This is a genomic window from Serinicoccus sp. CUA-874, assembly GCF_001942225.1.
GTDB lineage: Bacteria > Actinomycetota > Actinomycetes > Actinomycetales > Dermatophilaceae > Ornithinicoccus > Ornithinicoccus marinus.
Genome location: NZ_MKJZ01000002.1, coordinates 48,644 through 74,299 on the forward strand (window position 1 = coordinate 48,644; position 25,656 = coordinate 74,299).

Here is a 25,656-nt window from a genome sequence, read left to right on the forward strand (position 1 = left end):
TGTCGCCGGAATCGCGACGTCAGCCGGTGTTGCGCCTGCGTGTCACCCGTCCGGCTCCTCACCCCGTCCGGTATGCCTGCCCACCAGGCGCGCGCAGCCGAGGTCCACCTCGGACCACGGGACGTCCAGCTCGAGCACCGCGGCGGTGGCGGTCGGCATACCGCTCGACATCGCCTCGCGCAGCGCCGGCCCGGTCCGCCCCGGGTCGGTGAGCTCCCACGCCGACGTCGACATGACCGGCTCGTGCCCGACGACCCACAGCACCTCGACGTGGTCGGGCACCTCCCGCACCGCCTCCAGGACCCCGTCGAGGCCCCCGTCGTAGACCCGCCTCGTCGGCCAGGTCTGGACGCCGTCGTCGCCGAGCATCGACTCCAGCGTCTGTCGTGCCCGCGCCCCGGTGGACACGACCGCGAGGTCCGGGAGGAGACCCGAGTCGCGCAGCATCTCCCCCAGCGCCGCCGCGTCCCGGCGGCGCGGGCCACCAGCGTCCGGGCGTGGTCGCCTCCTGGGCCGGACGGGGTGGCCTCCGCCTTGGCGTGTCGGACCAGCACCAGCGTGCTCATGTCTCTCCTTCCTGGCCCGCTCCGCGGGCTCGACCATCGTCCCGCATGCCCACGCGGGGACGCCGCAGGGCCGGGGCGGATACCCGCCCCGGCCCTGCGGGTCATGCGTGCCGGGAGACCCGGCCGGTCAGGTCAGCTTCAGCCGACCCAGCCCGGGTACTCCTCGTTGAGCCGGTCCTCGACGTCCTGCGACACCGCGTTGGTGCCACCGAGGATGACGACCCGCTCCGGGCTCAGCCGCTCCAGCTCGGCCAGGGTGGCCGACGGAAGCTGGTCGGGCTTGGTGAGCAGCACCGGCACGTCCTGGGTGCCCGCGAGCGCGGAGCCGGCCAGGGCGTCGGGGAAGTCACGGCCCAAGGCGATGTGGACGATCTCCACGTCGGGCTCGTGCTCCTGCGAGATCGCGACAGCGGTCTCGTAGCGGTTGGCGCCCGCGATGCGGTCGTCCGCCTGCACCGCGGTGTAGACGACGTCGTTCACCGCACCCTCGCCGCCGAGGACGATGACGTTGTCGGGGTTCAGGGTCGCCAGCGCCTCGGCCGTGGCGGCCGGCACCATGTCCGGACGGGTCAGCAGGACCGGAGCGGTCTCGCTGCCCGCACGGGCCGCACCGGTCAGGGCGTCCGCGTAGGCGGCGTCTGCACCAGAGGCGAGGTAGACCGTGTCGACGTCCTCACCGAACATCATGGCGAGGTTGGCGGAGGTCTCGTAGCGGTCCGTCCCCTCGACCCGGGTCACCTCGCCGTAGTTGGCGAGCTCGGCCTCGACGTCGCCGTTGACGGCGCCGTCACCACCGAGGATGACGATGTTGCTCGGGTCGACCTCGCCCAGCGCCGCCGCCGTGGTGTTCGGCAGCCGGTCGTTCTTGGTGAGCAGCACCGGGGCGGGGTCACCGTCCGGCGTGGTCATCATCCGGGGCACGAGCCTTGGCTGGCGGCCGGCGAGCCCGACATGGCGTCGGCGAAGCCGGTGCCGGAGGCGACGTAGACCGTCTCGATGTCCGGGTAGAGCGCGGAGATCTCGGCGGCGGTGTCGTAGCGGTCCGAGCCGAAGACGCGCTCGACCATCGGCTCGGGCTCGGGCTCGGGGTCCTCACCGGCGACCTGGCCGCGGGCCAGGACCGGGATCTCGACGACCGTGTCGCCCGAGGTCCAGCTGAGGTCGCCCTCCTGCCACTCGTCCGTCGGGGCGCCGGTGTTGGCGACCGTGATGGTCACCTCCGCGGTGCCGCCTGCGGGGACGGTGGCCGAGGCGGGCTCGACGGTGACGGACAGGGTGTCCGGCCCGGCGAAGGAGGCCTCGAAGGTGGCGTCGGCGCTCCCGGGGTTGGTGACCGTGCGGGTCACCGTGGTGGGCTCGGTGCCCAGCTGCGGGATGTGCACGTAGGCCGCGTTGAGGTCGTAGCCCGTGCTCGGGTCGGCCAGGAAGGCGTCCCAGTCGGCCTCGGTCGAGTCGAAGACCAGGCCGGGGTTCAGGAAGTCGCGCGGCTCGACGAAACCGGTGCCGCCGACGAAGGCCTGGTTGCTCTCGGCGTTGGCGTAGTCAGCGGCAGAGGTCTGCATGGCCGACTTGATCGCCATCGGCGACCAGTCCGGGTACTCCGCGGCCAGCAGGGCACCCAGCCCCGCGATGTGCGGGGAGGACATGGAAGTCCCGGTCAGGTAGCCCCAGTTCGGACCGTCGGCGTCGCTGGCGTAGGCGGCCAGCACGTTGATGCCGGGGGCACCGATGTCCGGCTTCAGGATCGTCTGGTCCTCGGCGTCCACGGAGATCGGGCCGCGGCCGGAGAAGGAGCCGACGGACGGGACCGGGCCGTCCTCCTCGCGGTGAACGGCGGCGGCGACCGTGGTCTGCCACGGGCCCAGGTGCGCGACCGGCACGTCGTCCCCGGCGGAGTTGCCGGCGGAGGCGGCGGAGAAGACCCCGGCAGCGGCGGCGTTCTTGAAGGCCAGGTCGACCGGGTCCTCCAGCGTCTCCGGGTCACCGCTGATAGAGAAGTTCAGCACGTCGACCCCGTCGGCCACGGCGGCGTCGATCGCCGCGATGGAGTCCTCGGGAGCGCATCCGGCGCTGCCGTTGCTGAAGTCATAGCAGACCTTGTAGGCGGCCACGTGAGCACCCGGCACCATCCCGGCCATCTCGTAGGTGTTGCCACCGGTGTCCTCGACCGAGACCTCACGGCCGGCGGCGGTGCCGGCGACGTGCGACCCGTGGTTGTCGGTGTCGAGCGGGCTGACGCTGTCCTCGTCGGCGACCTCGAGACCGTAGCTGCGGGCGCCCTCGACGAAGTAGCGGCCACCGACCAGCTTGTTGGTGCAGGCCGACGCGGGGAAGTCCCCGGCGTCGTCGCCCTCACCGGTCTCGCACTCGCCGGACCAGGAGGCCGGCGGAGCGGGGATGCCCTCGCCGGCGAAGGCGGGGTTGTCGAAGGCGATGCCGGAGTCGATGACGCCGACGACGGTGCCGGCGCCGGCCGACAGCGGGCCACCGACCTGCGACCACACGCCGCCCTGACCACGCAGGCCGAGGACGTCGGGGGAGATCTCGGTGTCCGGTTGCGGCATCCCGCCGTCCGGGCCGTTGACGACCTCCTGCAGCTGGCGCAGCGAGGACTTCGTCACGGAAGCCACGTCGGAGCGCTGCGACAGCGCTGCGGCCTCGGCCGCGGTCAGCGTCGCGGAGAAGCCGTTGAGCGCCACGGTGTAGCGGTAGGTCGGCTCGGCGGCGACACCCTGCAGGACGGCGTCCTGCTGGGCGAGGAGCCGGTCGGTGTAGGCGACGGCGTCGGCCGAGGTGGTGTCGGTCTTGGCCAGGTCCGACCCGGCGGTGCCCGGGTTGGTCGCCAGCGGGAGGTCGTTCAGCACCACGATGTAGGTGCCGTCCTGGAAGTCACCGGTCGCGCTGACCGGCCCGGCCGGTGCCGGCCCGTCGATCGCGGAGGCGGCTGCTGGCGCCAGTCCGGCCACGAGGCTGATCCCAGCCACCATGGCCAGGGCGCGGCGTGCCCCCGACGTTGTCCGTTGCGTCACTGCAATAGCCCCTGTTTCAGTGTCACGCCAGATCGCGGCGAGGCGACCGGCAGGTGGAGCCGCCGCCTTCCATGGGCACCGGCTTCACGCACCCTATACCGAGGTCGGTAGGTTGGCGCAAGGGTCAGGGGACGCTGTGGCCAGATGTTCACCTGGAGATGTATTTGTGCAGGTCAGGCGGTGGGTGAATGCTCAACTACCGACGGTGTGGCGCAGCTGTCTCGTGTCCCGGTATACCTCGAGCTGGGACCGGAGGTAACTTCCCATGCGCGGCAGCGAGGCCGGTGAGGCTCCCCCGACGTGCGGCACGACCAGCACCCCCGGGGTGGAGAACAACGGGTGCCCGTCGGGCAGCGGTTCGGGGTCGGTGACGTCCAGGGCGGCCCGGAGCCGGCCGGACGCGCACTCCGCGAGGAGGGCGTCGGTGTCGACGACCGGGCCCCGGGCGATGTTGACCACGAGAGCGTCATCCGGCAGCGCCGCCAGCTCCCTCGCACCGAGCAGTCCGTTCGTGGCGTCCGTGAGCGGCAGGGTCAGGACCACGACGTCCGCGGCGGGCAGCAGGTCCGGCAGGTGCTCGATGCCGTGCACCCGGTCGACGAGGTCGTCACCGTCCCGGTCGGTGCTCGCGACCGCCACGACCTCGCACTCACACGCCCGCAGCCGGCGGGCGAGCGCGGTCCCGATGCCGCCGTAGCCGACGACGAGCACCGTGGAGTCCGCCAGCGAGCGCCACGGTCCGGGTGCCGAGCGGTCCCACACGCCCTGCGCCTGGCGCAGCACGTGGTGCGGCAGGTGCCGCTGCGCGGCGAGGACGAGCGCGAGCCCGAGCTCGCTGGTCGCCGTGTCGTGCACGCCCACGGCATTCGCCAGCTGGACCCCGCCGGGCAGGTAGGGCAGCGCGTGCTCGTAGCCGGCCGAGGCCAGGACGACGGCCCGCAGACCCGGCACCTCGTCCATCCGCCGCAGCCACGGCCCGGCGATCATCGACAGCGCGAGGACGTCGACATCCCGTCCGCCACCCGGCAGCGCCCCGGCGTCGTGGTGGTCGTAGGGCAGGACCTCGACTGCCGCCACCTCCCCGAGGTAGGGCACCAGCTCCTCGGGGACGGCCGCGACGGGCGGGCGGGAGGGCATACCAGGCTCAGCCCTCGACGCCGAGGGTGGCGAGGATGAGCTCGCGGGCCTTCGCCGCGTCCGCCTGGCCGCGCATCTTCTTCATCACCTGGCCGATGAGGGCACCCACCGCCTGGGTCTTGCCGCCGCGGATCTTCTCCACGACGTCGCCGTTCTCGGCGATGACCTCGTCGACAGCGGTCTGCAGCGCGCCGTCGTCCCGGACCAGCTCCAGGCCGCGGGCGTCGGCGACCTGCGTCGGCGTGCCCTCGCCGGCCAGGACGCCGTCCAGCGTCTGCCGCGCCATCGAGTCGTTGAGCCGGCCACCGGTGACGAGGCCGTCGAGCTCGGCGACGTGGGCGGGGGTGACCCCCAGGTCGAGCAGGTCGACAGCGCCTCCCTCCGCACCCGCGGTCTTGGCCCGGCGGGCCAGCTCGCCCATCCACCACTTGCGCGCGGCGGCGGGCGTCGCGCCGGCGGCGACGGTCTCCTCGATGACCTCGACCGCGCCGGCGTTGACGACGTCGCGCATCTCGAGATCGGCATACCCCCACTCCCCCTGCAGCCGCCGGCGCCGCTCGGCGGGGTTCTCCGGGAGGGTGGCGCGCAGCCGCTCGACGTCCTCGCGGGTCGGGGCGACCGGCACCAGGTCGGGCTCGGGGAAGTAGCGGTAGTCGTCGGCGTCCGACTTGGGGCGACCGGAGGTGGTGATCCCGGTGTCCTCGTGCCAGTGCCGGGTCTCCTGCAGGATCGTCTCTCCGGCGTCGAGCACCGCGGCGTGCCGGGTCATCTCGTAGCGCACCGCCCGCTCCACCGAGCGCAGGCTGTTGACGTTCTTGGTCTCGGTGCGGGTGCCGAAGCGCTCGCCACCGGTCGGCATGAGCGAGACGTTGGCGTCGCAGCGCAGCGAGCCCTGCTCCATCTTGACGTCGGAGACGTCCAGCGCGCGCAGCAGGTCGCGTAGCGCGCCGACGTAGGCGCGCGCGACCTCCGGGGCCCGCTCGCCCGCGCCGGTGAGCGGCTTGGTGACGATCTCGATGAGCGGGATGCCGGCGCGGTTGTAGTCGACGAGGCTGTGAGAGGCGCCGTGGATGCGCCCGGTCGAGCCGCCGACGTGGGTCGACTTGCCGGTGTCCTCCTCCATGTGCGCCCGCTCGATCTCGACGCGGAAGGTGAAGGGCTCCTCGTCGACCCCGTCACGCGGGGGCACCTTGACGTCCAGATGGCCCTCGAAGGCGATCGGCTCGTCGTACTGGCTGGTCTGGAAGTTCTTCGGCATGTCCGGGTAGAAGTAGTTCTTCCGGGCGAAGCGGCACCACTGCGCGATCTCGCAGTTGAGCGCCAGGCCGATCCGGATCGCCGACTCCACCGCGGTGCCGTTGACCACCGGCAGCGCGCCGGGCATGCCCAGGCACACCGGGCAGGTCTGGGTGTTGGGCTCGGCCCCGAACTCGGTCGCGCACCCGCAGAACATCTTGGTCGCGGTGCCCAGCTCGACGTGCACCTCGAGCCCGATCACCGGCTCGTAGCGGGCCATCAGGTCCTCGAACGGGACGACGGCCTCGCGGGTCGCGGTCGTGCTCATGCTTCCACCTCGATCTCGGGAGCCTGCTCGATGACGTAGCCGCCGTGCAGCTCGCGCAGCCTGGCCTCCAGGGCCGCGCCGACGGCATACAGGCGCTGATCCTGCATCGCGGGGGCGAGGATCTGCAGCCCGGCGGGCAGACCGTCCTCGTCGGCGGTCCCGGACGGGATCGACATGCCGGGCACCCCGGCGAGGTTGGCGGGGATCGTCGCGATGTCGTTGAGATACATCGCCATCGGGTCCTGCGTCTTGTCGCCGATCGGGAAGGCCGTGGTCGGTGCAGTCGGGCTGACCAGCACGTCGACCTGCTCGAAGGCGGCCTCGAAGTCGCGGGCGATGAGGGTGCGGACCTTCTGCGCCTGGCCGTAGTAGGCGTCGTAGTAGCCGCTGGACAGCGCATACGTGCCCAGGATGATGCGCCGCTTCACCTCGTCGCCGAAGCCGGCGTCGCGGGAGGCACCCATGACCTGCTCGGCACTCGGGCTGCCTTCCGGCACCTCGCGCCGGCCGTAGCGCATCGCGTCGTAGCGGGCCAGGTTGCTGCTCGCCTCCGAGGGGAGGATGAGGTAGTAGGCGGCCATGGCATACCCGAAGTGCGGGCAGGAGACCTCGGTGATCTCGGCGCCCAGCGCGCGCAGCTGCTCCAGCGCCTCGTCGAAGCGGGCCTGCACGCCGGCCTGGAAGCCCTCGCCGCTGATCTCGCGCACCACGCCGACCCGCAGGCCGGTCAGGTCGCCCGCGGCGCTCGCGCCGACGACGTCGGGGACCGGCGCGTCGACCGAGGTGGAGTCCATCGGGTCGTGCCCGGCGATGACCTCGTGCAGGAGCGCGGCGTCGGCGACGGTGCGGGCGCACGGGCCGATCTGGTCCAGGCTCGAGGCGAGCGCGATGACGCCGTAGCGGCTCACCGCGCCGTAGGTCGGCTTGGTGCCGACGGTGCCGGTGACCGCGGCGGGCTGGCGGATCGATCCGCCGGTGTCAGAGCCGATCGCCAGCGGCGCGAGGTATGCCGCGACCGCCGCGCTGCTGCCGCCGCCGGAACCGCCGGGGATGCGGGAGAGGTCCCACGGGTTGCGGGTCGGGCCGAAGGCGGAGTGCTCGGTGGAGGAGCCCATCGCGAACTCGTCCATGTTGGTCTTGCCGAGGATGGGCATCCGGGCCTCGCGCAGCCGGGTCACGATGGTGGCGTCGTAGGGCGGCACGAAGCCCTCCAGCATGCGGCTGCCCGCGGTGGTGGCCAGGCCCTGGGTGCAGGCGATGTCCTTGACCGCAACCGGGACGCCGGCGAGGCGGGGCAGCTCCTCCCCCGCGGCGCGGGCCGCGTCGACCTCGGCTGCCGTGGCGAGCGCGCCCTCGGCGTCGACGAGCAGGAAGGCGTGGAGCGTCGGGTCGAGCCGCGCGATGCGGTCGAGGTGGGCCTGGGTCAGCTCGACCGAGGTGATGGTCCCGGCGGCGAGCCGGTCGGTCATCTCGACCGCGGTGAGCCGGGTGAGGTCGGCCTCGGCCGACCCCCTGCCCGACGCGGCGTGGGTGGTGGTGTCGCTCATCTCACTCCTCGTCCAGGATGCGCGGCACCGCGAAGCGGTCGTCCTGCGCCTGCGGAGCGTTGGCCAGGGCCTGCTCGCGGGTCAGGCTCGGGCGCACCTCGTCCGGGCGGGTGACGTTGGTCAGCGGCATCGGGTGGGACATCGGGGGCACGTCGGCCGAGGCCACCTCGCCGACCTGACCCACCCAGTCGACGATCTGGTCGAGCTGGCCGGCGAAGCGGTCGAGCTCGGCGTCCTCGAGCTGGATCCGGGCCAGCATGGCGACGTGCGCGACGTCCTCGCGCGAGAGGTTGGACATGGCCGCCAGTCTAGGTCGCGCGCGTTGCGGCCCTGTTGCCCGGCACCGGGGTGGGCGACCGGGCATACCAGTGGGCCCGACCTGAGCAGAGTTGTGCACCGGGACGGGACCACGCCACGGTGACCGGCGACCCGACCTGGGCAAGGCTGTGCACCGGGATGGGGACCTGGGCAACGTTGTGCACCTCAGGCAGCGCTCTCGACGTGGTATGCGGTGCAGAGCCTTGCCCAGGTCCGTCCGGGGGCGAGGTGGGCGCTCCCTGGCTCGAGAAGCCCGTCGTCGACAGCACGGGAGACCGGTAGCGTCGCGGGGTGAGCACCGACCTGACCCGCACCCCGGACGCGGAGGACTTCCGTGCGCTGGCGCGCAGCGCGCCGTGGCTCTTCACGACGCTGCACTGGACCCACCGCGCCCAGGACGGTGGCACCGTGCCGCGGGACGAGCCGGCGCAGGCATGGCTGGACCGGGAGGAGCCGCGGCTCACGGTGCGGCACGGGCGGGAGGTCTTCACCGACACCGAGGTGCCCTACGGCACGGCTGTGAGCTTCGCCTGGGAGCCCGGGGAGCAACGCCCCTCTGGGCCCCCTCCGCCCTACGTCCCGCCCGGCCGGGACGAGGACGTGACCTTCCGCGAAGACGGCCTTGTCTCCGCGCGGCCGCAGGGATGGGCGTGGGACCACTCCGACCCCCTGTGGGGCGACTACCGCTGGACCGCCATGCTCGACCCGGCCGAGCTGGCCGACGGCATGTCCCCCGGCGAGGACGACGGCCCTGCCGTGCGGGTCGACGGAGTGGAGATCACCGATGTCGCCGAGGTCGAGCTGCGGGGGCGTGGCACCTGGCAGGCGGTGTGCCGCCCGCTCGTGGACGCCTACGACCCCCGCTGCGGCTGCTGCCCGCTGCTGGACAGCGTGGCCAGCCGGCTGCTGGAGTACGGCCCCGACGACCCCACCCTGGCGTCGTCGCGGGAGAGCCTGCCGACGGCATACCTCGTCAGCCTGGACGTGCGGACCGGGATCGTCGTGGACGTCTCACCGCGGGACGGTGACGGCGTGGGGAGCAGCTTCGGCAACGAGATCCACGCCGTGGACGAGCCGCTCAGGCCGCCAGCGGCTCGCTGACCAGGCGGCGCATCGTCGCCGCCACCGCCTCCGCGACCTCGCGGTCGGTGAGGTCCGCGCCGTCGAAGGCCGCGAGCGAGGAGCCCAACCCCACCGTCGTCTCCAGCGGCCGGGCCCCGGCGACGGTGAGCACGCGCACGGCGTCCTCGCGCGCCCACTGCGCCGCCCGCGGCGAGGCGGCCGCGCCCAGCACGGCCACCGGCATACCCGCGAGCGGCGCCGAGCCGCGGGGGCGGGAGGCCCAGTCGATGGCGTTCTTGAGCACGCCCGGCAGGCTGCCGTTGAACTCAGGGGTGACGACCAGCACCGCATCGGCGGCGGCCACCTCCGCGCGGAACGTCGTCACGGCCTCGGGCACGTCGTCGCCGTCGAGGTCCTGGTCGTAGTGCGGCAACAGCGCGGGCAGCACGCTGACGTGGGCCGCAATGCCTGCCGGGAGCTGGGCGATCGCCGCCTCGGCCAGCCGCCGGTTGGACGAGTCGGCGCGCAGGCTGCCGAGGAGGACGAGCAGGGTCGTGGGGGTGGTCTGGTCGCTCACCAGGGCGTCAACCACCACCCGGCACGGGACATTCCGGACGGGGCGTCGACCACCCGCCGGTCGTGCTCTATGCCGACGGTCGCCCGGTGGAGCGCGCGCTGCGGCGGCACCGTCTCATCGAGGCCGACCTGCACGAGGTCGCGCGCGCGGTGCCGGGCACGGGTCGCTCGAGCCGGTGCACACCATCCTGCTGCTCCGGGAGGGCAGCCTCGGCGTCATCACGCACGACAGCATCGGCGACGCCTCCAGCGTCCGGCCCGTTCACGGGGCAGGGGCGCGGCTGAGAGCTCCTCCCGCTCGTCGTGAGCGCCGGCGGTGGGGCGTCAGGCGGCCTGCAGCCGCTCCTTGACCAGTCGCGGGTCCGGGTTGGTGTGGGGTATGCCGTCGATCACCACGGTGGGCACCGTCTCGTTGCCGTCGTTGACGCTGCGGACGAAGGCGGCGGCGTCCTCGTCGTCCCAGATGTTGACCCAGGTGGCGCGCTCCCGCAGGCTCCCCAGCCGTGCCTTGAGCATGGCGCAGAAGCCGCATCCCGGACGCCAGTAGACGACCACGTCGCTGCGCGGCTCCTCCTCGGCCATCGCGGCCACCTCTTCCTGGGTCGTGCCCCCGCGGCCGCGCCAGGGCGAGGTCCACCAGGCGATCCCGAGAGCCAGGACACCGTAGCCCACCGCCGCCAGACGCGAGCCGTCGCGGTAGAGGTCCACCGCCACCAGGGCCAGCAGCACGACGAGAGCGATCCAGAGAGGTCGAGAGCGCATACCTCCATGATGGCTCCCCCGCCCTGGTGGCAGATCGCCCGCGGGACGGATCCCGTCACCGGGAGCCCTACGCTGAGCCGGTGACGGATCAGCCGCAGGGTGGATATCTGGACCGGCGCTCGCCGCGCGGCCGGGCGATGCTCGCCGCCGTGACCCTCGGGTCGGGGGTGGCGATCCTCGACGGGTCGATCGTCAACGTCGCGCTGCGCACCATCGGTGAGTCGCTGTCCGCCTCGCTGCCGCAGCTGCAGTGGGTGGTCGGCGGCTACCTGCTCTCGCTCGCCTCCCTCGTGCTCGTCGCCGGTGCGCTCGGTGATCGCATCGGCCGCCGCCGGGTCTACCTCATCGGCATGGCGTGGTTCATGGTCGCCTCCGCGCTGTGCGCGCTGGCGCAGGACCCCGGCCAGCTCATCGCCGCCCGGCTCGTGCAGGGCATCGGGGCGGCGCTGCTCACGCCGGGCGCGCTGGCGCTGATCCAGGCCAGCTATGCCCCCGGCGACAGGGCGCCCGCCATCGGCACCTGGGCCGGCGTCTCCGGGATCGCCGCCGCGATCGGGCCGCTGCTGGGCGGCGCGATCGTCGACACGACGAGCTGGCGCTGGATCTTCGCGATCAACGTGCCGCTGTGCCTGGCCGTCATGGCGCTGGCGTGGTGGTCGGCACCGGAGAGCCGCGACGAGGAGTCGAGCGGCCGCTTCGACCTCGTCGGGTCGGCGCTGGTGGTCGTGACCCTCGGCGCCTCGACGTGGGCGCTCACCACCGCCGCAGAGTCCCCCACGTGGGCGCTCGTGCTGGCCTGGGTGGTGACGGCTGTCGCAGCGATGGCCTTCCTGCTGTGGAGCCGGCGGGCGTCACACCCGCTGGTGCCGCTGCACCTCTTCGGCTCCCGGGTCTTCTCCGCGGCGAACGCGATGACGCTGCTGGTCTACGGCGCGCTCGGGGCGGTCATGCTCTTCGTCGTCATCCAGCTCCAGGTCACCTCCGGGTGGTCGGCCACCGCGTCCGGGCTGGCCGGGCTGCCGGTGACGGTGGCGCTGCTGCTGTTCTCGACGCGGGCGGCGGCGCTGGCCGACCGGATCGGGCCGCGGATCCCGATGACCGTCGGCCCGATCGTCTGCGGTGTGGGGACGGTGCTCATGGTCGGCATCGGGCGCGGCACCGGATGGGTCGGGGTGGTCCCCGGCATGGTCGTCTTCGCGCTCGGGCTCGCGCTGCTCGTCTCGCCCCTCACGGCGGCGGTGCTGGCCGCGGTCGCGGACCGGTATGCCGGGCTCGCCAGCGGCATCAACAACGCCGTCGCCCGCACCGGCTCGCTGCTGTCGGTGGCGGCCCTGCCGGCGCTCGTCGGGCTCTCGGGCGACGACTACGCCGATCCCGTCGCCTTCACCGAGGGCTACCGGTGGGCGATGCTGGCCTGCACGGCGCTGCTCGTGGGTGGCGGGGTCATCAGCTGGTTCGGGCTACGCACCGCCGAGCAGACGGAGCAGCAACCGGTCTGAGCCGTGCCACCGACCGGAGAATGCCTGCCCCGGCGAGACTTCCACGGTCATCTCCGATCGGGGCGCCAGCGTCGCAGCAGCCCACCGTTACGATCGGGAGGCAACTGAGGAACGGGGAGGAGTCACCATGACCTTTGCCGGAGGGGACCCGGACGCGCTGACCAGTGAAGCTCGCATGCTCACACATGTAGGCGATGACATCCGCACCGACGCCTTGCGCCTCGTTGGACTGGGCAAGGAGGCCGGCGGTCTGGCTGGCGACGGCGGCATCGGCGACGCCATCATCCGCGCGACGTCGGCTATCGGCGGGGTGCTCAACGGGTCGGCGATCCTCGTGGACGGGCTCGCAGGAGGAGCCGTCACACAGGCCGATCAATTGCGGCGTGCGACAGGATCGGGACGATGACACTCAAGGTCCCTGACGGCAACCCTGCGTCGCTCGCGGCCCGTGCCGCCACTCTCGTCAACCTCGCGGACAACGTCTCCAACCGGATGCAGACCCTGGCCACTCGGCGCGACGCCACCTTGACAGCACTTCCCACCCGTCGCGTGCCCGACTTCCGGGCTGCCTCGATGGACGCCGCCACAGCACTCGAGGGAGGAGGGCTCGGCATCACGGCGGTGGCGCGGCAGGTTCGAACCTACGCGGAGTCCCTCGACGGCACACAAACGGTGGTACGAGAGGTCAATCGACGGGTTGGCTCTCTGGAAGACCAGGTCTCGGCCGCTCGCGCGGTCGAGGACTGGGATGAGGTCGACCGCCTCCGGGGGGAGACCCGACGAGAGCGGGGCATCGGCGAAGACGCACTCGATGACTTCGAACGTGCTCGGCGCCAGGCCATCAACGACCTCCTCGCCGAGGCGGACCTATGGGCTCCAGGCTCATCCTCGATGGTGCCAGTGGAAGCGTGGGTGCTGGCCAGTGCCGCGATCGTCCCCGCAGACGTCGGAATCGATCGACGTGACCTCCGTAAGGTGTGGCGAGCCGTGGACGGCGACAACAGTCGGATGATCACGCAGCAGGCCACTAAGGCGAAAGCCGCCGGCACCCGCGGGTGGCAGCTCTACCAGCTCGGGAGTTACGGGAGAGTTGCTCGACTGAATCGAAACGTCGAGGCGCAGTACGCCGCAGCTCGCAGCGTCTACACCGTGGCCCAGGGCAGTCCAGGCGATCTCCGCGGCATGGTGCGGGCGGAAAAGGGACTCGTCCGTGCACTCAACCGCCTCGTGGCCCAACCGGCCACCCGGACCTCCCAAGCCCAGAGGCTCTACGGCCTCTACGAAAGCCTGGTCGGCAAGGACAAGGCGTGGGACCTGGTCCACACCAGATACCCCGACGTCCCTGGAGACTCCATACGTCCGCTTCGCAGTCCCGTGATGACCCGGATCAATCGGATCACGCGAGCGGTCGGACCGGTCGCTTCACGGGTCATGGGCCCTGTCTCAGCACTCATGGGCGGTTACGACGTGATCACCGGGGTGACGGACGACAGTCTGCCTGCCGATGTCCGCACCTCACGAGTCATCGGTGGGGCGGGTTCATTGGCCGCCGGTGCCGCCACGACGGCAATCGCCTTCGGGCTGGTGGCCGCGACGCCTGTCGGCGTAGCGGTTATCGCCGTCGGAAGCGTCGCGGCGCTGGGCTCGTGGGCCTACGAGCCCAGCGAAGCCATCGCCGACACGGCTCGCAACGTCGGGGGCGCCGTGGTCGACGGCACCAAGAAGGTCTGGGGGTGGCTCTCAGGTGGGGATTGAGCGCCTCCTCGAGGCCTCGCGAAGCCTGACCACCGCTGGCGTTCGCCTCGAACTCTACGAAGCGGTCGAGCGGGCGCAGGAACCGTGGGAGTTTGGTTCCTTCACCGACGAGGAGATGCACGGCCTGGACGACCCCGTGGCGAAGAGTTCCGCGTACCCTAGCCCGTGGCTTTCCTCGCTTAACGAAGACGAGCGAGAGGCTGCCACGAGCGCCGCGCTCCGGTCTCTCAAGGCTCGGCAGTTGTTCGACGCCGACCTGGTCGAAGACGCCTACGAGACCTGGGTCGAACCACATCTCGCCGCGCTCCTCACGATGCGGCGCGGCGCCGAGGCGGTCGTCATCGCAGAGCGAACCGTTTCAGGAGGCACGGACTGGGTGGTCCTACACGCGCAGCCGCGTGGTTTGTGGCTTGAGGAGATCATCAGCCATCAGGGGATGCACGACTTCGCGCTGGTGCCGGCGGGACACGCGCTGACCGACCTCACGGTCCGCATCCGCTCCGGCCTCGAGGCGGTGACTGGAGCGATTGACCTGCACATCAGTCGCCGTGATCTGATCGAGCGAGCAGAGGAGGTCCTCGCCCCGCTCGCCGACGCCCTCGGGGTGACGAGCGTGACCCGCGTGGAGGTCGTCGGTGAGAGGACGACCAGCGGCCTGGGGGTCATCGTCTCCCCTGAGTTCACCGTCGTGTCGCAAGAGTTGGCGGAGGGCTCCACCATCCGCTACCGCAGCGTCGACGACGCCGAGCTGCGCTCGGCCCTGCACACTCTGCTGCGCCCGACGTCGGGATCCTCCCACGAGGGGGAAGAGGACGGGTGAGTCGCTTCGAGGAGTTCGACGACGTCGATCCTGACGCTCTGCTGCGGATCCGCGGACTTCTGGAGCTGACTCCGGCGGACATGGGTCCAGAGCTCGCGACCTTCCGGGCGACACCGGGCTGGAGGGGAACCACTCTGGTCCTCCTTGCACCGGCGGCGCTGCTGCTCCTGATGCCGCTCGCCCCCGACGCGATCGGCCGTTGGTTGGCGGTGCTCGCGGCTGGTGCGCTGTTGCTCGCCACCGGAGCCTTCTGGGTCCGAGGCTGGTCAGAGCAGCACCGGGTGTGCCGCCACGGGCTCGTGCTGGGGCGCCGTGGGGAGTATGCCGTGCCGTGGTCGACGCTCGACCCGGGGCGGGTGCGCCTCATTCGTCGAGCCAACTTCATCACCCGTTATGGCATCCGACCGGGTCCTCTGCTGCGCCCCGGCGAGACCCTCGGCCACGCCCTTCTGGTCAACGGTGTGGACGCCACCCCGGCTGGCCACGCGCGCCTGGTCATGAACGAGCGACTGCACCGAGAGAGCGGCGGAGCCGATGCGGACCTGACCTGCTTCGATCGGTGGTTCCTGGCGGGTCGGCACGCCCCGGACCTGCTCCGCGCCATGGAGGAGGCCATGGTCGCCGACGGCTACTCCGCCACCGGCCTGACCGAAGCGGTCCTGGCCCGTCCTCTCGTCCTGCGCTGGGCGCCCGAGGCGCACCCGAGCGGCATACCGGGCGAGGGGCTGAGCCCGCTGCGCCGCATCACCGACCCGGTCCTCGGTGTCGACGCGCTCTGACGGCCCCGTCGATCAGGGCTCGCCCGACGCCAGCAGCCGCGCGAAGCCCTCCTCGTCGAGCACCGGGACCCCCAGCTCCTCGGCCCTGGCGGCCTTGGACCCGGCGTTGGCGCCGACGACGACGTAGTCGGTCTTCTTGCTCACCGACCCGGCCGCCTTGCCGCCGCGGGCGATGATCGCCTCCTTGGACTCGTCCCGCGAGAAACCCTCGAGCGAGCCGGTCACGACCACCGTCTTCCCCTCCAGCGTGCGCTCGATCGAGGCGTCACGCTCGTCCGCCATGCGCACCCCGTCGGCGGCCCACTGCTCGACGACCTCCCGGTGCCAGTCGACGTCGAACCACGCGACCACCGACTCGGCGATGATCTGGCCCACCCCCTCGGTCGCGGCCAACTCCTCCACGGAGGCCGACCGGATGGCCTCCATCGACCCGAACTCGGTCGCCAGCGCCCGCGCCGCCGTCGGCCCGACATGCCGGATGGACAGCGCGACGAGCACCCGCCACAGCGGCTGGTCCTTCGCCCCGCGCAGGTGCGCCAGCAGCCGCTCGCCGTTGGCGGAGAGCACCCGGCCCTCGACCACGGTCTCCGGCGGGTCCGCCTTCTTGGCCGACCGGGTGAACAGCGGCACCGCCAGGAGGCGCTCGCGGTCCGCGCGCTCCTCCTCGGCGGTGGGCGGCTGCTCCGGGGTGCCGTGGGCCAGCCCGAACAGGCCCGCCTCGTTGCGGATGACCCCGGCGTCGAGCAGCGCGGTGACGCCCTCGTAGCCCAGCGCCTCGATGTCGAAGCCGCCCCGCCCGGCCAGGCTGAAGAGCCGCTCCCGCAGCTGTGCCGGGCATTCCTTGCTGTTGGGGCAGCGGATGTCCTTGTCCCCCTCCTTCTGCTCGGCCAGCTCGGTGCCGCAGGACGGGCAGTGCGTCGGCATGACGAACTCGGTCTCCTCCCCTGTGCGCAGGTCGGCGACCGGGCCGAGGATCTCGGGGATGACGTCGCCGGCCTTGCGCAGCACCACGGTGTCGCCGATGAGCACGCCCTTGCGCCGGACCTCGTGCTGGTTGTGCAGGGTGGCCCGCTCGACGGTCGACCCGGCGACGAGCACCGGCTCCATCAGCCCGTAGGGCGTGACCCGCCCCGTGCGGCCGACGTCGACCCTGATGTCGAGCAGCTTCGTCGTGACCTCCTCGGGCGGGTACTTGTAGGCGATGGCCCACCGCGGGGCCCGCGAGGTCGCCCCGAGCTGGCGCTGCACGGCCACCTCGTCGACCTTGACGACCACCCCGTCGAGCTCGTGCTCCACGTCGTGCCGGTGCTCGCCGTAGTAGCGGACGATGTCGTGCACCTCGGCCCGGGTGGAGACGACCCTCGCGCGGTCGCTGACCGGCATCCCCCAGGCGCCGAGCACGGCATACGCCTGCGACTGGCGGGTGATGTCGAAGCCGGTGCGCGCTCCGATCCCGTGCACGAGCATGCGCAGCGGGCGGCTGGCCGAGACGCGGGGGTCCTTCTGCCGCAGCGACCCGGCCGCCGAGTTGCGCGGGTTGGCGAAGGGCGCCTTGCCCGCCTCGACCAGGGAGGCGTTGAGCTCGGTGAAGCCCTCGAGCGGGAAGAAGACCTCGCCGCGGATCTCCACCAGGGCAGGGATCTCGCTGGGGACGTCCGGAGACGTCGCGGGCTGCTCGGTCGGCGGGGTCAGCCGGTGCGGCACCCCCTCAATGGTGCGGACGTTGAGGGTGACGTCCTCCCCGGTGCGGCCGTCGCCGCGGGTGAGGGCCTGCGTCAGGACGCCGTCCTGGTAGAGCAGGTTGACCGCCAGTCCGTCGATCTTGAGCTCGCAGAGGTAGTGCACCTCCGCACCGCCGGCCTCGCGCTCGACCCGCTCGAACCACTCGTCCAGCTCCTGCGGCGAGAAGGCGTTGTCGAGGCTGAGCATGCGCTCGCGGTGGTCGACCGCGGTGAACTCGGTGGAGAAGGTGCCGCCGACTTGCTGGGTCGGGCTCTCCGGGGTGCGCAGCGCCGGGTGCTCCTCCTCCAGCTCCTCCAGCTCACGCAGCAGCGCGTCGAACTCCCCGTCGCTCACCGTCGGCGCGTCGCGCACGTAGTAGGCGAACTGGTGGCCCCGGATCTGCTCGGCGAGCTCGGTCGCGCGGCGCCGCGCGTCCTCGGGCGGCGGGGCCTCGTCGGCGGCGGCGGGGGTATGCGTCGAGGGGCTGGCGTCGGTCACGTGCTCATTGTGCTGCACGCCACCGACACCAGCCCCTCGTGCTGGCCGTTCAGACCCGGCTCAGCTGGTGCTCTTGAAGTAGGCCGTCGACTCCTTCTTCCACAGCATGAAGACGATGACCGCCGCGAGGACAGCGCTGACCAGCGACAGGACGAGGTTGAGCGTGCCGCCCGCCGCGGAGCCCGGCATCATGCTCGTGCCGATGAGGCTGAGCAGGGTCGTCACCACGTTGATGACACCGAGGATGGTCGCGACGATGCGCGCCCAGCTCTTGCCCTTGCCGTTGAGGAAGCCCATGAGAAACCAGATGGCGGCGATGATGATCGCCGTCACGAGGCCGATGATGGGAGCGCTGGAGACCGAGGCGTCCACGATGGCCGGGTCGACCGCCTGACCGGAGGCCTCGAGCTGCTCCTCGACCTGCTGGCGCAGCTGGTCCTCCGGGGTGGTGAGCGCCAGGATGCCGCTGACGAGCGCCAGGGCACCACCGGCATACATGAGCTTCTCGGCCAGACCCACCGAGCCCGGCTTGGCGACCGGACCGCCGTGGCCGGCGCCGGCGTTGTCGTAGCTGGGCGCCGACTGGTAGCCGCCCTCGGGCTGCGGCGCGTTCGGGTCGTGCTGGTACGGGTCTTGGCCCGGGTTCTGCGTCATGATTCCCCTTCCGTGGAGCGTGCCGGTGCGCACGCGTGACGCCCGTAGCCTAGCGGGACGGGTGTGATTCAGGCGTCAGCACGCTCAGCGAGCCTGAGCGCACCCTGGACGAGCCCGCGCGTCGCGTCGAGCGCATCGTCCGGCGCGGCGGAGGCCAGTCCGCACGGCGGGGTCAGACCGACCTCGGCGAGAGCGGCCGGTGACAGCCCCACCTCCTGCCACCGACGTAGCAAGGGCTCGGCAGGATCCGGTGACCACGGGTCCACACCGGCCCACAGTCGCACGCCACCCTCCACCGCCGCGGCGACCTGCTCGAAGCGGCCACGCCCCACCTGCTCCAGGTTGAGCGCGACGAAGTCGGCGCCGCTCCCGGCCAGCACGTCGACCGGGGGGTCGCCGGCGCAGCAGTGCACCCCGGTCGTCCGCGCGCCGCGCTGGTCGAGGACCTGCCGCAGCGCCGGCACGACCTCGCCGCGCTCCGGCGTCCGGAGCACGCTGTAGCCCGACTCCGAGCGCACCCGGCCCCGGAGGACGGTCGGCAGCGAGGGCTCGTCGACCTGCAGCACCAGCTCGGCGCCGGGCACCAGGGCCTGCACCCGCCCCAGGTATGCCCCGATCCCCTCGGTCAGCGAGTCCACCACGTCCCGGGTCGCGCCGGCGTCGCCGAGCACGCGGTCGCCGAGCGGCCGCCACAGCGCCGCGGCAAGCGTCCAGGGGCCGGCGACCTGGACCTTGAGCGGACCGGCATACCCGTCGAAGGCCTCGGCGAGCTCGTCCAGGTCCTCGGCGAGCAGCGAGGCGGCGCGCTCGGCGTCGCGGCCCGGGCGGTCGACGAGCCGCCACCCCTGCGGCTGGAGGTCCACCGGCAGGTCGACGAGCAGGTGCGCGGCCCGGCCGATCATGTCGCGCCGGGGCCGCGAGCAGGCAGCTCGGGCAGGTACGGGATGGGTCGGACGCCGTCCGCGGCGCCCTGCGCGAGCTCACCCCGCACCACCGCGAGCGCCTCGCGCACCCGGGTGCCGGGCCAGGATCCGATGCCGGTGACGTCGACCACGGCGGACACTCTAGGTGCTCAGGCGAGCAGACTGACCACGACCGCGAGGACGACGGTGTTGAAGACGAAGGCGACGACGGTGTGCACCGTGGCGGTCCGGCGCACCTGACCCGTCCGCAGGTCGACGTCGGTGGTGCCGAAGGTCGTCGAGACGGCGACGGCGAGGTAGGCATAGTCGGCGAGCGGGCGGTAGTGCACCTCCTTGCCCGGGAAGCCCAGGGCCTTGCCCCCGCTCTGCACGTCCTCGACGAGGTAGGCGACGGTGAAGGATACGGCGACCGCGACCCACGACACCACGACGAGCGAGACCCCGAGCAGCACCCGCAGCCCGGCCGAGAAGGCCGAGTTCTCGATCACCTCCCCGGGCATCCAGACGATGGTGACCAGCAGCGCCGCCGCCCCGATGAAGAGTGACACCCCCGGCCCGGGCGCGGTGCCGTAGACGTAGCGCTGCGCCCAGGAGCCGCGGTCCTCGGCACGCGCCCACTCCTCCATCTCGGCCCGCGAGGAGCGGACGAGCACCACGAGCGTGAAGACCGTGTAGATGACGAGGTAGACGAGCAGGAAGATCACCGCACTGTCGCTGACGTGGGAGGGGATCTCCTCGAGGCTGCGCGGGCGTCCGCGCACGAGCAGGGCGACCGGCAGGGACAGGAGGATCACCGGCACGGTGCGCCGCGATTCCGGCAGCCACCAGGGCCAGCTGCGCATCCGGCTCAGCACGCGGCCCTCCCCGTGCTCGCGATGGTGGCCGACCCCACCACCCTCGTCCCGTCGTAGAGCACCACGGACTGTCCGGGCGCGACGCCCCGGATCCGCTCGGCGAGCCGCACCGTGACCCCCGCAGGTATGCCCTCATCCCCCTGCGTCCCCACGCTCACCCGGGCAGCGTACTCCTGGCCGTGGGCCCGGATCTGCGCCCCCAGGGCCAGCTCGGTGCCGACCGGCGGCGGTGCGCCGCACCAGCGCAGGTGGTCGCCCTCGACGAGGTCCACGCCGAGCAGCTCCTCCGGGCCGACGACGACGGTGTTGGTGCGGGTGTCGGTGGAAACGACATACCGCTTGCTGCCGTCGGCGGGCGGGACCTTGAGCCCCAGACCACGCCGCTGCCCGACGGTGTAGCCGTGCGCGCCCCCGTGCTCGCCCAGCACCTCCCCGTCGGCGTCGACGATCGGCCCCGGCTCGGCGCCGAGCCGCTTCGCCAGGTAGCCGCGGGTGTCGCCGTCGGCGATGAAGCAGATGTCGTGGCTGTCCGGCTTCTTCGCGACCGAGAACCCGCGCCGCCGCGCCTCGTCCCTGATCTGCGGCTTGGTGGTGTCGCCCAGCGGGAAGAAGCTGCGGGCCAGCTGGTCGGCGTCGAGCACACCGAGGACGTACGACTGGTCCTTCGCAAGGTCGACCGCGCGGTGCAGCTCGCGGCGCACCCCGCCCGGCGCGAGGCGTCCTCGTGCTCCTCGATCTGGGCGTAGTGCCCGGTGGCGACCGCGTCGAAGCCGAGCGCGAGCGCCTTATCCAGCAGCGCGGCGAACTTGATCTTCTCGTTGCAGCGCAGGCAGGGGTTCGGGGTGCGGCCGGCGGCATACTCCCGCTCGAAGTCCTCGACCACGTCCTCGCGGAAGCGCTGCGCCATGTCCCAGACGTAGAACGGGATGCCGAGCCGGTCGGCGACCCTGCGCGCGTCCCCGGCGTCCTCGATCGTGCAGCAGCCGCGCGCCGACTCGCGCAGGGTGGAGGCGGACTGGGCGAGCGCCAGGTGCACGCCGACGACCTCGTGACCGGCGTCGAGCATGCGCGCGGCGGCGACGGCGGAGTCGACCCCGCCGCTCATGGCGGCGACGACCCGCATCAGGCGCTCCTCGCCGGGGTGCTCGGGCGGCGGCTCGCGGCGTGCGCGCGCCGGGCGCGGTCGAGGGCGGGCTGCAGCGCGGCGAGGAAGGCGTCGACGTCGGCCTGGCTCGACCCGTGCCCGAGGGTGAGCCGCAGCGCACCTCGCGCCTGCTCCTCCGGTATGCCCATCGCCAGCAGCACGTGGCTCGGTCGCGGCACCCCGGCCTGGCAGGCGGAGCCGGTCGAGCAGGCGATGCCGGCCGCGTCGAGCAGGTAGAGCAGCGAGTCGCCCTCGCAGTCGGCGACCTGGAGATGGGCGTTGCCGGCGAGGCGTGCCGTGGTGTCGCCACGGGTCCAGGGGCCGGAGACGCTGATGCCGGGGTCGAGGGCGAGCGCGCCCTCGACGAGGGCGTCGCGGAGCCGGGCGAGGTGGCGGGCGTGGCTGGCCTGGTGCTCCGCGGCGTGCGTGACGGCGAGCGCGAGACCGGCGATGGCCGGGGTGTCGAGCGTGCCCGAGCGCAGTCCGCGCTCCTGGCCACCGCCGTGGGTCAGCGGCACCGGGGCCTGGTCGCGGCCGGCGGTCAGCACGCCGACCCCGAGCGGCCCGCCGATCTTGTGGCCGGTGACTACTCCCAGGTCCACCTGGCTCAGGTCGAGCGGGGCCTGCCCCAGCACCTGCACGGCGTCGGAGTGCACCGGTATGCCGTGCTCGTGGGCGATGGTCGCGAGCTCGGACACCGGTTGGATCGTGCCGACCTCGTTGTTGGCCCACATGACGCTCGCGAGGGCGACGGTCTCGGGCCCACCGTCGGCGTCGAGCGCCTGCCGGAGCGCTTCGACGGTGATCCTGCCCTGGGCGTCCGGCTCGACCCAGGTGACCCGGGCACCCTCGTGGGTGACCAGGTGCTCGACCGGGTCGAGGACGGCGTGGTGCTCGATGCCGCTGACGACGAGCCGGTCCCGCCGCGGGTCGGCGGCCCGTCGCGCGGCATACGTGCCCTTGACCGCGAGGTTGTCGGCCTCGGTGCCGCCGGAGGTGAAGATCACCTCGGACGGCCGGACGCCCAGGGCCTCCGCGACCTGCTCGCGAGACTCCTCGACCACCCGCCGCGCCCGGCGGCCCGGGTCGTGCAGCGAGCTGGCGTTGCCGGTCTGCCGCATCTCCCGCGCGACCACCTCGACCACCTCGTCCAGCACCGGCGTCGTCGCGGCGTGGTCGAGGTAGGCGTGGGCGGCCTGGGGCTGCGGGCTGGGTGGGGTGCTCATGACGGTCAGCCAGTCTACGAGCGGCCGGTCGGGTCGGGCGCACCCGCGCGCGGGACGGGTCGCGCCCGCGTCAGGCTGGGGCATACCGCGACCCTGCGGCGACCTGGGCAAGGCTGTGCACCAGAAGCATCGCTCTCGACGCCGTCTGCGGTGCGCAACCTTGCCCAGGTCATCCCGAGGGGTCGCTTCCCCCGGTATGCCGGGTGCCCGACTCAGCCCTTGTGCTGCTGCACCTTCTCAGCCGCCTGCGGCAGGACGGTGAAGAGGTCGCCGACGACGCCGAAGTCCACGAGCTCGAAGATCGGGGCCTCCTCGTCCTTGTTGATGGCGACGATGGCCTTCGAGGTCTGCATGCCGGCGCGGTGCTGGATCGCGCCGGAGATGCCGGCCGCGACATACAGCTGCGGGCTGACCGAGACGCCGGTCTGGCCGACCTGGTGCGAGTGCGGGTACCACCCGGCATCGACGGCGGCGCGGGACGCCCCGACCGCGGCCCCGAGGGAGTCGGCGAAGGACTCGACCGGGCCGAAGTCGCCGCCGGTGCCGCGCCCGCCGGAGACGACGATCGAGGCCTCGGTCAGCGAGGGCCGGTCCGACTTCTCCTTCTCCGCCCGGGCGGTGACCCGGGCCGCCCTCGCCACCTCGGACACCTCGACCGAGACGGCCTCCTCAGCCGGGCTGGCGGGTGCCTCCTCGGCGCTGATGCTGTTGGGCTTGACGGTGACGACCGGGGTGCCGCGGGTGACGGTGGTGGTGACCGTGTAGTTGCCGGCGAAGACCGACTGGGTCGTGCCGACACCGCCGTCGACCGGCTGCACGTCGACCGCGTCGGTGACGATGCCGGACCCGGTCTTGATCGCGAGCCGCCCGGCGACCTCCTTGCCGTCGTTGGTCGAGGCGACCAGGACCGCGGCCGGCGAGACCCGGCCGACGAGGTCGGCCAGCAGCTCGGCGACGGGCGCGACGAGGTGGTCGGTGTAGACGGCGTCCTCGGCGAGGTAGACCTTGGCGGCGCCGTAGCGCGCGAGGTCCTCCTTCGCCGCGGCATAGCCCTGCCCGACGAAGACGGCCGACGGCTCACCCAGGCGACGGGCGGCGGTCAGCATCTCGGCGGTGGTCTTGCGGACGTCTCCGTCGACGTGGTCGACCAGGACGAGGACTTCACTCATGTCGATGGCTCCTTGGGATGTCGTGGTCGGGTCAGGCCAGCTTGCGGTCGGCGAGGAACTGGGCGAGCGCCTCGCCGCCCTGGCCCTCGTCGGTGACGACCTGACCGGCCTCGCGCGGCGCGCGCGCCTGGGTGTCGGTGACCATCGTCCAGGCGGCCCCGAGCCCGACCTGGGCGGCGTCGATGCCGAGGTCGTCCAGGCCCCAGGTCTCCACCGGCTTCTTCTTGGCCGCCATGATGCCCTTGAAGGAGGGATAGCGCGGCTCGTTGATCTGGTCGGTGACCGAGACGACGGCCGGCAGGCTGGCCTCGACGGTTTCGGAGACGGACTCGTTGTCGCGCCGGATCGTCACCGACCCGCCCTCGACGGTGAGCTCGGAGGCGAAGGTGACCTGCGGCATACCCAGGCGCTCGGCGAGCATCGCCGGCACGACGGACATCACGCCGTCGGTCGAGGCCAGGCCGGTGAGGACCAGGTCGACGTCGCCGATCTTCTGGATCGCCTCGGCCAGGATCAGCGACGTGGCGACCGAGTCCGAACCGGCGATGGCGTCGTCGAGGACGTGCACGCCCTTGTCGGCACCCATCTGCAGACTCTTCTTGACGGCGGTGGCGGCGTCGTCCGGGCCCATGGTGAGCACCGTCACCTCGCCCTCGCCCGCCTCGACGATCTTGAGAGCCTCCTCGACGGCATACTCGTCCAGCTCGGAGAGGATGCCGTCCACGCCCTCACGGTCGGTGGTGTGGTCCGCCTCGAAGGCGCGGTCGCCCTGAGCGTCGGGCACGTACTTCACACAGACGACGATGTTCACTGCTCACGTCCTCGTGGTTGTGGGTGGTCGTTGACGCCATGATGCCACTTGACGCGCGCGTCAACGACACCCGGGAGAGGTATGCCGGGAGCCGGGTCACGCGAAGAGCGTCGGCACCCAGGTGATCGCCATGACGGCCAGCGTGAGCAGCGGGTAGAGCAGGACGCCGACCCGGCGGGCCACGGCGCTGCGACGAGGCGCCTCGCCCGGGCCGGTGATCTCGTCCTCCTCCTCCGGGTTGAGCGCGGCCAGCGTGCTCGAGGCCGCGAGGGCCACCACCCCGAGGAGGGCGACCGGCAGCACGGGGAGCGTCGCGACCTCGGCGCGCAGCAGGAGCAGGCAGACCACGAAGACCGCGAACGGCGCGATCATGACGCCCCAGGCCAGCGCGGGCCGGTCCACGACCAGCCGCAGCAGCGCCGTCAGGCGGAGCAGGAGGGCGGCCGTGCAGAGCGCGGTGATCGCCAGGACGGCGAGGTAGCCGGTCGTGATCCGGACCGGGCCGTCGGCCAGCCAGGCCTGGAAGCCGTCCAGGACGAGCAGCATCCCCGCGAGGCCGAGGACCAGCTCGACAACGGAGCGCCGGCCCAGCCGCCACGGCTCCCCCTCCGGCAGCGCACGGGCATACGCGACGGGTTCGCCGAAGGCCTCGGCGGCGGGCTCGCCCGCCTCCCGGACGTGGCTCTCGACGGTGGCGAGCTGGTCGCCGATGACGCGTGGCGCGACACCGCGCAGGTTCTGCTCGGTGACGAAGGCGCGCACCCACCGGGGCTCTACGTTGGGGGCGAGCCGCTCGGGGTTGGCGGTGGGGCGCTTGGAGGTGGCGTTCATGGCGTGCTCGCTTCCGGCTCGGGGGTGCGGGCGGCCGCATCGGTCAGCCCCCGCGTGACAGTGGTGAAGTCGGCCCAGCGAGCGGCTTGCTCACCGGCGTGATGACGTCCCTGCTCGGTCAGGGCGTAGAACTTGCGGCCGGGTCCGCCCTCGCCGGGGCGCCACTCGACCGCCAGGTGCCCGGCGTCCTCGAGGCGGGCGAGCAGGGGATAGAGGGTGCCCCCCTTGACCGTGCCCAGCCCGGCCTCGCCGAGGCGTTGGGTGATGGCGTAGCCGTAGCTCGGCCCGTCGAGCAGGATGCGCAGCACGCACACCCCGAGCACGCCGCGGAGCCACTCGCCCGGCCACTGATCGCCTTCCATGACTAGATCATGTCTCTGACTAGTCAGCCATGTCAACTAGTCACGTTC

Annotated in this window: 25 protein-coding genes and 1 pseudogene; 6 read left to right on the forward strand and 20 right to left on the reverse strand. The window is 72.4% G+C overall.

Annotated features, from left to right (window positions below; translation table 11 throughout):
* Window positions 1-42: 42 nt before the first annotated feature.
* The 7 genes from BJF80_RS00820 to gatC form a co-directional block, all read right to left on the reverse strand.
* Entirely contained in the window at window positions 43-447 is a 405-nt protein-coding gene (locus tag BJF80_RS00820; RefSeq protein ID WP_083673371.1) for a SixA phosphatase family protein, read from the reverse strand.
* A gap of 257 nt (window positions 448-704) precedes the next feature.
* Window positions 705-1,478 carry a cell wall-binding repeat-containing protein gene (locus BJF80_RS00825; protein WP_075810846.1) on the reverse strand — a complete coding sequence of 258 codons (774 nt, stop codon included), beginning with the start codon at window positions 1,476-1,478 and terminating at the stop codon, window positions 705-707.
* Window positions 1,475-3,550, reverse strand: a complete 2,076-nt coding sequence (locus tag BJF80_RS00830) for a S8 family serine peptidase (protein ID WP_158068450.1) — start codon at window positions 3,548-3,550, stop codon at window positions 1,475-1,477. The genes BJF80_RS00825 and BJF80_RS00830 overlap by 4 nt, the downstream gene beginning before the upstream one ends.
* A gap of 237 nt (window positions 3,551-3,787) precedes the next feature.
* Window positions 3,788-4,732, reverse strand: coding sequence for an NAD(P)-dependent oxidoreductase (locus BJF80_RS00835; protein WP_075810848.1), 945 nt, complete (start codon window positions 4,730-4,732; stop codon window positions 3,788-3,790).
* Window positions 4,733-4,739: 7 nt separating this feature from the next.
* Entirely contained in the window at window positions 4,740-6,296 is a 1,557-nt protein-coding gene (gene gatB / locus BJF80_RS00840) for an Asp-tRNA(Asn)/Glu-tRNA(Gln) amidotransferase subunit GatB (protein WP_075810849.1), read from the reverse strand.
* Entirely contained in the window at window positions 6,293-7,843 is a 1,551-nt protein-coding gene (gatA, locus tag BJF80_RS00845) for an Asp-tRNA(Asn)/Glu-tRNA(Gln) amidotransferase subunit GatA (protein WP_075810850.1), read from the reverse strand. The genes gatB and gatA overlap by 4 nt, the downstream gene beginning before the upstream one ends.
* 1 nt (window position 7,844) lies before the next feature.
* Entirely contained in the window at window positions 7,845-8,141 is a 297-nt protein-coding gene (gatC, locus tag BJF80_RS00850; RefSeq protein WP_075810851.1) for an Asp-tRNA(Asn)/Glu-tRNA(Gln) amidotransferase subunit GatC, read from the reverse strand.
* 311 nt (window positions 8,142-8,452) lie between these two features.
* Here gatC and BJF80_RS00855 point away from each other — a divergent pair, with 311 nt between their 5' ends.
* On the forward strand, window positions 8,453-9,262 hold the full coding sequence (locus BJF80_RS00855) for a hypothetical protein (RefSeq protein ID WP_075810852.1): 810 nt from the start codon (window positions 8,453-8,455) through the stop codon (window positions 9,260-9,262).
* Here the strand turns inward: BJF80_RS00855 and BJF80_RS00860 are convergent.
* On the reverse strand, window positions 9,240-9,800 hold the full coding sequence (locus BJF80_RS00860) for an NADPH-dependent FMN reductase (RefSeq protein WP_237767364.1): 561 nt from the start codon (window positions 9,798-9,800) through the stop codon (window positions 9,240-9,242). The two genes, BJF80_RS00855 and BJF80_RS00860, sit on opposite strands and share 23 nt — an antisense overlap.
* Before the next feature lie 323 nt (window positions 9,801-10,123).
* Window positions 10,124-10,561 carry a glutaredoxin domain-containing protein gene (locus tag BJF80_RS21390; protein ID WP_075810853.1) on the reverse strand — a complete coding sequence of 146 codons (438 nt, stop codon included), beginning with the start codon at window positions 10,559-10,561 and terminating at the stop codon, window positions 10,124-10,126.
* 80 nt (window positions 10,562-10,641) lie between these two features.
* Here BJF80_RS21390 and BJF80_RS00870 point away from each other — a divergent pair, with 80 nt between their 5' ends.
* The 5 genes from BJF80_RS00870 to BJF80_RS00890 all read left to right on the forward strand — a co-directional run bounded on the left by BJF80_RS00870 (window position 10,642) and on the right by BJF80_RS00890 (window position 15,414).
* The gene (locus tag BJF80_RS00870; protein WP_237767365.1) at window positions 10,642-12,060 is read left to right on the forward strand and encodes an MFS transporter; all 1,419 of its coding nucleotides are present in this window, start codon (window positions 10,642-10,644) and stop codon (window positions 12,058-12,060) included.
* 127 nt (window positions 12,061-12,187) lie between these two features.
* Window positions 12,188-12,466 (forward strand): hypothetical protein, encoded by a 279-nt coding sequence (locus tag BJF80_RS00875; RefSeq protein ID WP_075810855.1) that lies wholly within the window; start codon window positions 12,188-12,190, stop codon window positions 12,464-12,466.
* On the forward strand, window positions 12,463-13,815 hold the full coding sequence (locus tag BJF80_RS00880) for a hypothetical protein (RefSeq protein ID WP_075810856.1): 1,353 nt from the start codon (window positions 12,463-12,465) through the stop codon (window positions 13,813-13,815). Before BJF80_RS00875 ends, BJF80_RS00880 begins: the two co-directional genes overlap by 4 nt.
* On the forward strand, window positions 13,805-14,635 hold the full coding sequence (locus tag BJF80_RS00885; RefSeq protein ID WP_075810857.1) for a hypothetical protein: 831 nt from the start codon (window positions 13,805-13,807) through the stop codon (window positions 14,633-14,635). The genes BJF80_RS00880 and BJF80_RS00885 overlap by 11 nt, the downstream gene beginning before the upstream one ends.
* Window positions 14,632-15,414, forward strand: coding sequence for a hypothetical protein (locus BJF80_RS00890; RefSeq protein ID WP_075810858.1), 783 nt, complete (start codon window positions 14,632-14,634; stop codon window positions 15,412-15,414). The genes BJF80_RS00885 and BJF80_RS00890 overlap by 4 nt, the downstream gene beginning before the upstream one ends.
* 12 nt (window positions 15,415-15,426) lie before the next feature.
* Here the strand turns inward: BJF80_RS00890 and ligA are convergent, their stop codons facing one another.
* The 11 genes and pseudogenes from ligA to BJF80_RS00940 form a co-directional block, all read right to left on the reverse strand.
* Entirely contained in the window at window positions 15,427-17,634 is a 2,208-nt protein-coding gene (gene ligA, locus BJF80_RS00895) for an NAD-dependent DNA ligase LigA (RefSeq protein WP_237767366.1), read from the reverse strand.
* A gap of 60 nt (window positions 17,635-17,694) precedes the next feature.
* Window positions 17,695-18,288: a hypothetical protein gene (locus BJF80_RS00900; protein ID WP_022924355.1), complete on the reverse strand. Its 594-nt coding sequence runs from the start codon at window positions 18,286-18,288 to the stop codon at window positions 17,695-17,697.
* Window positions 18,289-18,356: 68 nt separating this feature from the next.
* Window positions 18,357-19,190, reverse strand: coding sequence for a uroporphyrinogen decarboxylase/cobalamine-independent methonine synthase family protein (locus BJF80_RS00905; RefSeq protein ID WP_237767367.1), 834 nt, complete (start codon window positions 19,188-19,190; stop codon window positions 18,357-18,359).
* Entirely contained in the window at window positions 19,187-19,342 is a 156-nt protein-coding gene (locus tag BJF80_RS19510) for a hypothetical protein (protein WP_237767368.1), read from the reverse strand. Before BJF80_RS19510 ends, BJF80_RS00905 begins: the two co-directional genes overlap by 4 nt.
* An 18-nt stretch (window positions 19,343-19,360) precedes the next feature.
* A complete protein-coding gene (locus tag BJF80_RS00910) occupies window positions 19,361-20,053 on the reverse strand; it encodes a DUF1345 domain-containing protein (protein ID WP_075810887.1) in 693 nt (230 codons plus the stop codon).
* 5 nt (window positions 20,054-20,058) lie between these two features.
* Window positions 20,059-21,188: pseudogene (gene mnmA, locus BJF80_RS00915) on the reverse strand (tRNA 2-thiouridine(34) synthase MnmA).
* Entirely contained in the window at window positions 21,188-22,435 is a 1,248-nt protein-coding gene (locus BJF80_RS00920; RefSeq protein WP_075810888.1) for a cysteine desulfurase family protein, read from the reverse strand. The pseudogene mnmA and the gene BJF80_RS00920 overlap by 1 nt, the downstream one beginning before the upstream one ends.
* 212 nt (window positions 22,436-22,647) lie before the next feature.
* The gene (locus BJF80_RS00925; protein WP_075810860.1) at window positions 22,648-23,604 is read right to left on the reverse strand and encodes an electron transfer flavoprotein subunit alpha/FixB family protein; all 957 of its coding nucleotides are present in this window, start codon (window positions 23,602-23,604) and stop codon (window positions 22,648-22,650) included.
* Window positions 23,605-23,635: 31 nt separating this feature from the next.
* Window positions 23,636-24,415 (reverse strand): electron transfer flavoprotein subunit beta/FixA family protein, encoded by a 780-nt coding sequence (locus BJF80_RS00930; protein WP_075810861.1) that lies wholly within the window; start codon window positions 24,413-24,415, stop codon window positions 23,636-23,638.
* Between the two features lie 96 nt (window positions 24,416-24,511).
* Window positions 24,512-25,246 carry a hypothetical protein gene (locus tag BJF80_RS00935; RefSeq protein ID WP_075810862.1) on the reverse strand — a complete coding sequence of 245 codons (735 nt, stop codon included), beginning with the start codon at window positions 25,244-25,246 and terminating at the stop codon, window positions 24,512-24,514.
* Window positions 25,243-25,608 (reverse strand): PadR family transcriptional regulator, encoded by a 366-nt coding sequence (locus BJF80_RS00940; RefSeq protein WP_075810863.1) that lies wholly within the window; start codon window positions 25,606-25,608, stop codon window positions 25,243-25,245. Before BJF80_RS00940 ends, BJF80_RS00935 begins: the two co-directional genes overlap by 4 nt.
* Window positions 25,609-25,656: the final 48 nt, after the last annotated feature.

Excerpts from the sequence above, each read along its gene's own strand:
- BJF80_RS00820 (WP_083673371.1), bottom strand. The coding sequence starts at position 447 with ATGCTGCGCGACTCGGGTCTCCTCCCGGACCTCGCGGTCGTGTCCACC.
- BJF80_RS00825 (WP_075810846.1), bottom strand. The coding sequence starts at position 1,478 with ATGATGACCACGCCGGACGGTGACCCCGCCCCGGTGCTGCTCACCAAG.
- BJF80_RS00835 (WP_075810848.1), bottom strand. The coding sequence starts at position 4,732 with ATGCCCTCCCGCCCGCCCGTCGCGGCCGTCCCCGAGGAGCTGGTGCCC.
- gatB (WP_075810849.1), bottom strand. The coding sequence starts at position 6,296 with ATGAGCACGACCGCGACCCGCGAGGCCGTCGTCCCGTTCGAGGACCTG.
- gatA (WP_075810850.1), bottom strand. The coding sequence starts at position 7,843 with ATGAGCGACACCACCACCCACGCCGCGTCGGGCAGGGGGTCGGCCGAG.
- gatC (WP_075810851.1), bottom strand. The coding sequence starts at position 8,141 with ATGTCCAACCTCTCGCGCGAGGACGTCGCGCACGTCGCCATGCTGGCC.
- BJF80_RS21390 (WP_075810853.1), bottom strand. The coding sequence starts at position 10,561 with ATGCGCTCTCGACCTCTCTGGATCGCTCTCGTCGTGCTGCTGGCCCTG.
- BJF80_RS00875 (WP_075810855.1), top strand. The coding sequence starts at position 12,188 with ATGACCTTTGCCGGAGGGGACCCGGACGCGCTGACCAGTGAAGCTCGC.
- BJF80_RS00880 (WP_075810856.1), top strand. The coding sequence starts at position 12,463 with ATGACACTCAAGGTCCCTGACGGCAACCCTGCGTCGCTCGCGGCCCGT.
- BJF80_RS00900 (WP_022924355.1), bottom strand. The coding sequence starts at position 18,288 with ATGACGCAGAACCCGGGCCAAGACCCGTACCAGCACGACCCGAACGCG.
- BJF80_RS00905 (WP_237767367.1), bottom strand. The coding sequence starts at position 19,190 with ATGATCGGCCGGGCCGCGCACCTGCTCGTCGACCTGCCGGTGGACCTC.
- BJF80_RS00910 (WP_075810887.1), bottom strand. The coding sequence starts at position 20,053 with ATGCGCAGCTGGCCCTGGTGGCTGCCGGAATCGCGGCGCACCGTGCCG.
- BJF80_RS00920 (WP_075810888.1), bottom strand. The coding sequence starts at position 22,435 with ATGAGCACCCCACCCAGCCCGCAGCCCCAGGCCGCCCACGCCTACCTC.
- BJF80_RS00925 (WP_075810860.1), bottom strand. The coding sequence starts at position 23,604 with ATGAGTGAAGTCCTCGTCCTGGTCGACCACGTCGACGGAGACGTCCGC.
- BJF80_RS00935 (WP_075810862.1), bottom strand. The coding sequence starts at position 25,246 with ATGAACGCCACCTCCAAGCGCCCCACCGCCAACCCCGAGCGGCTCGCC.
- BJF80_RS00940 (WP_075810863.1), bottom strand. The coding sequence starts at position 25,608 with ATGGAAGGCGATCAGTGGCCGGGCGAGTGGCTCCGCGGCGTGCTCGGG.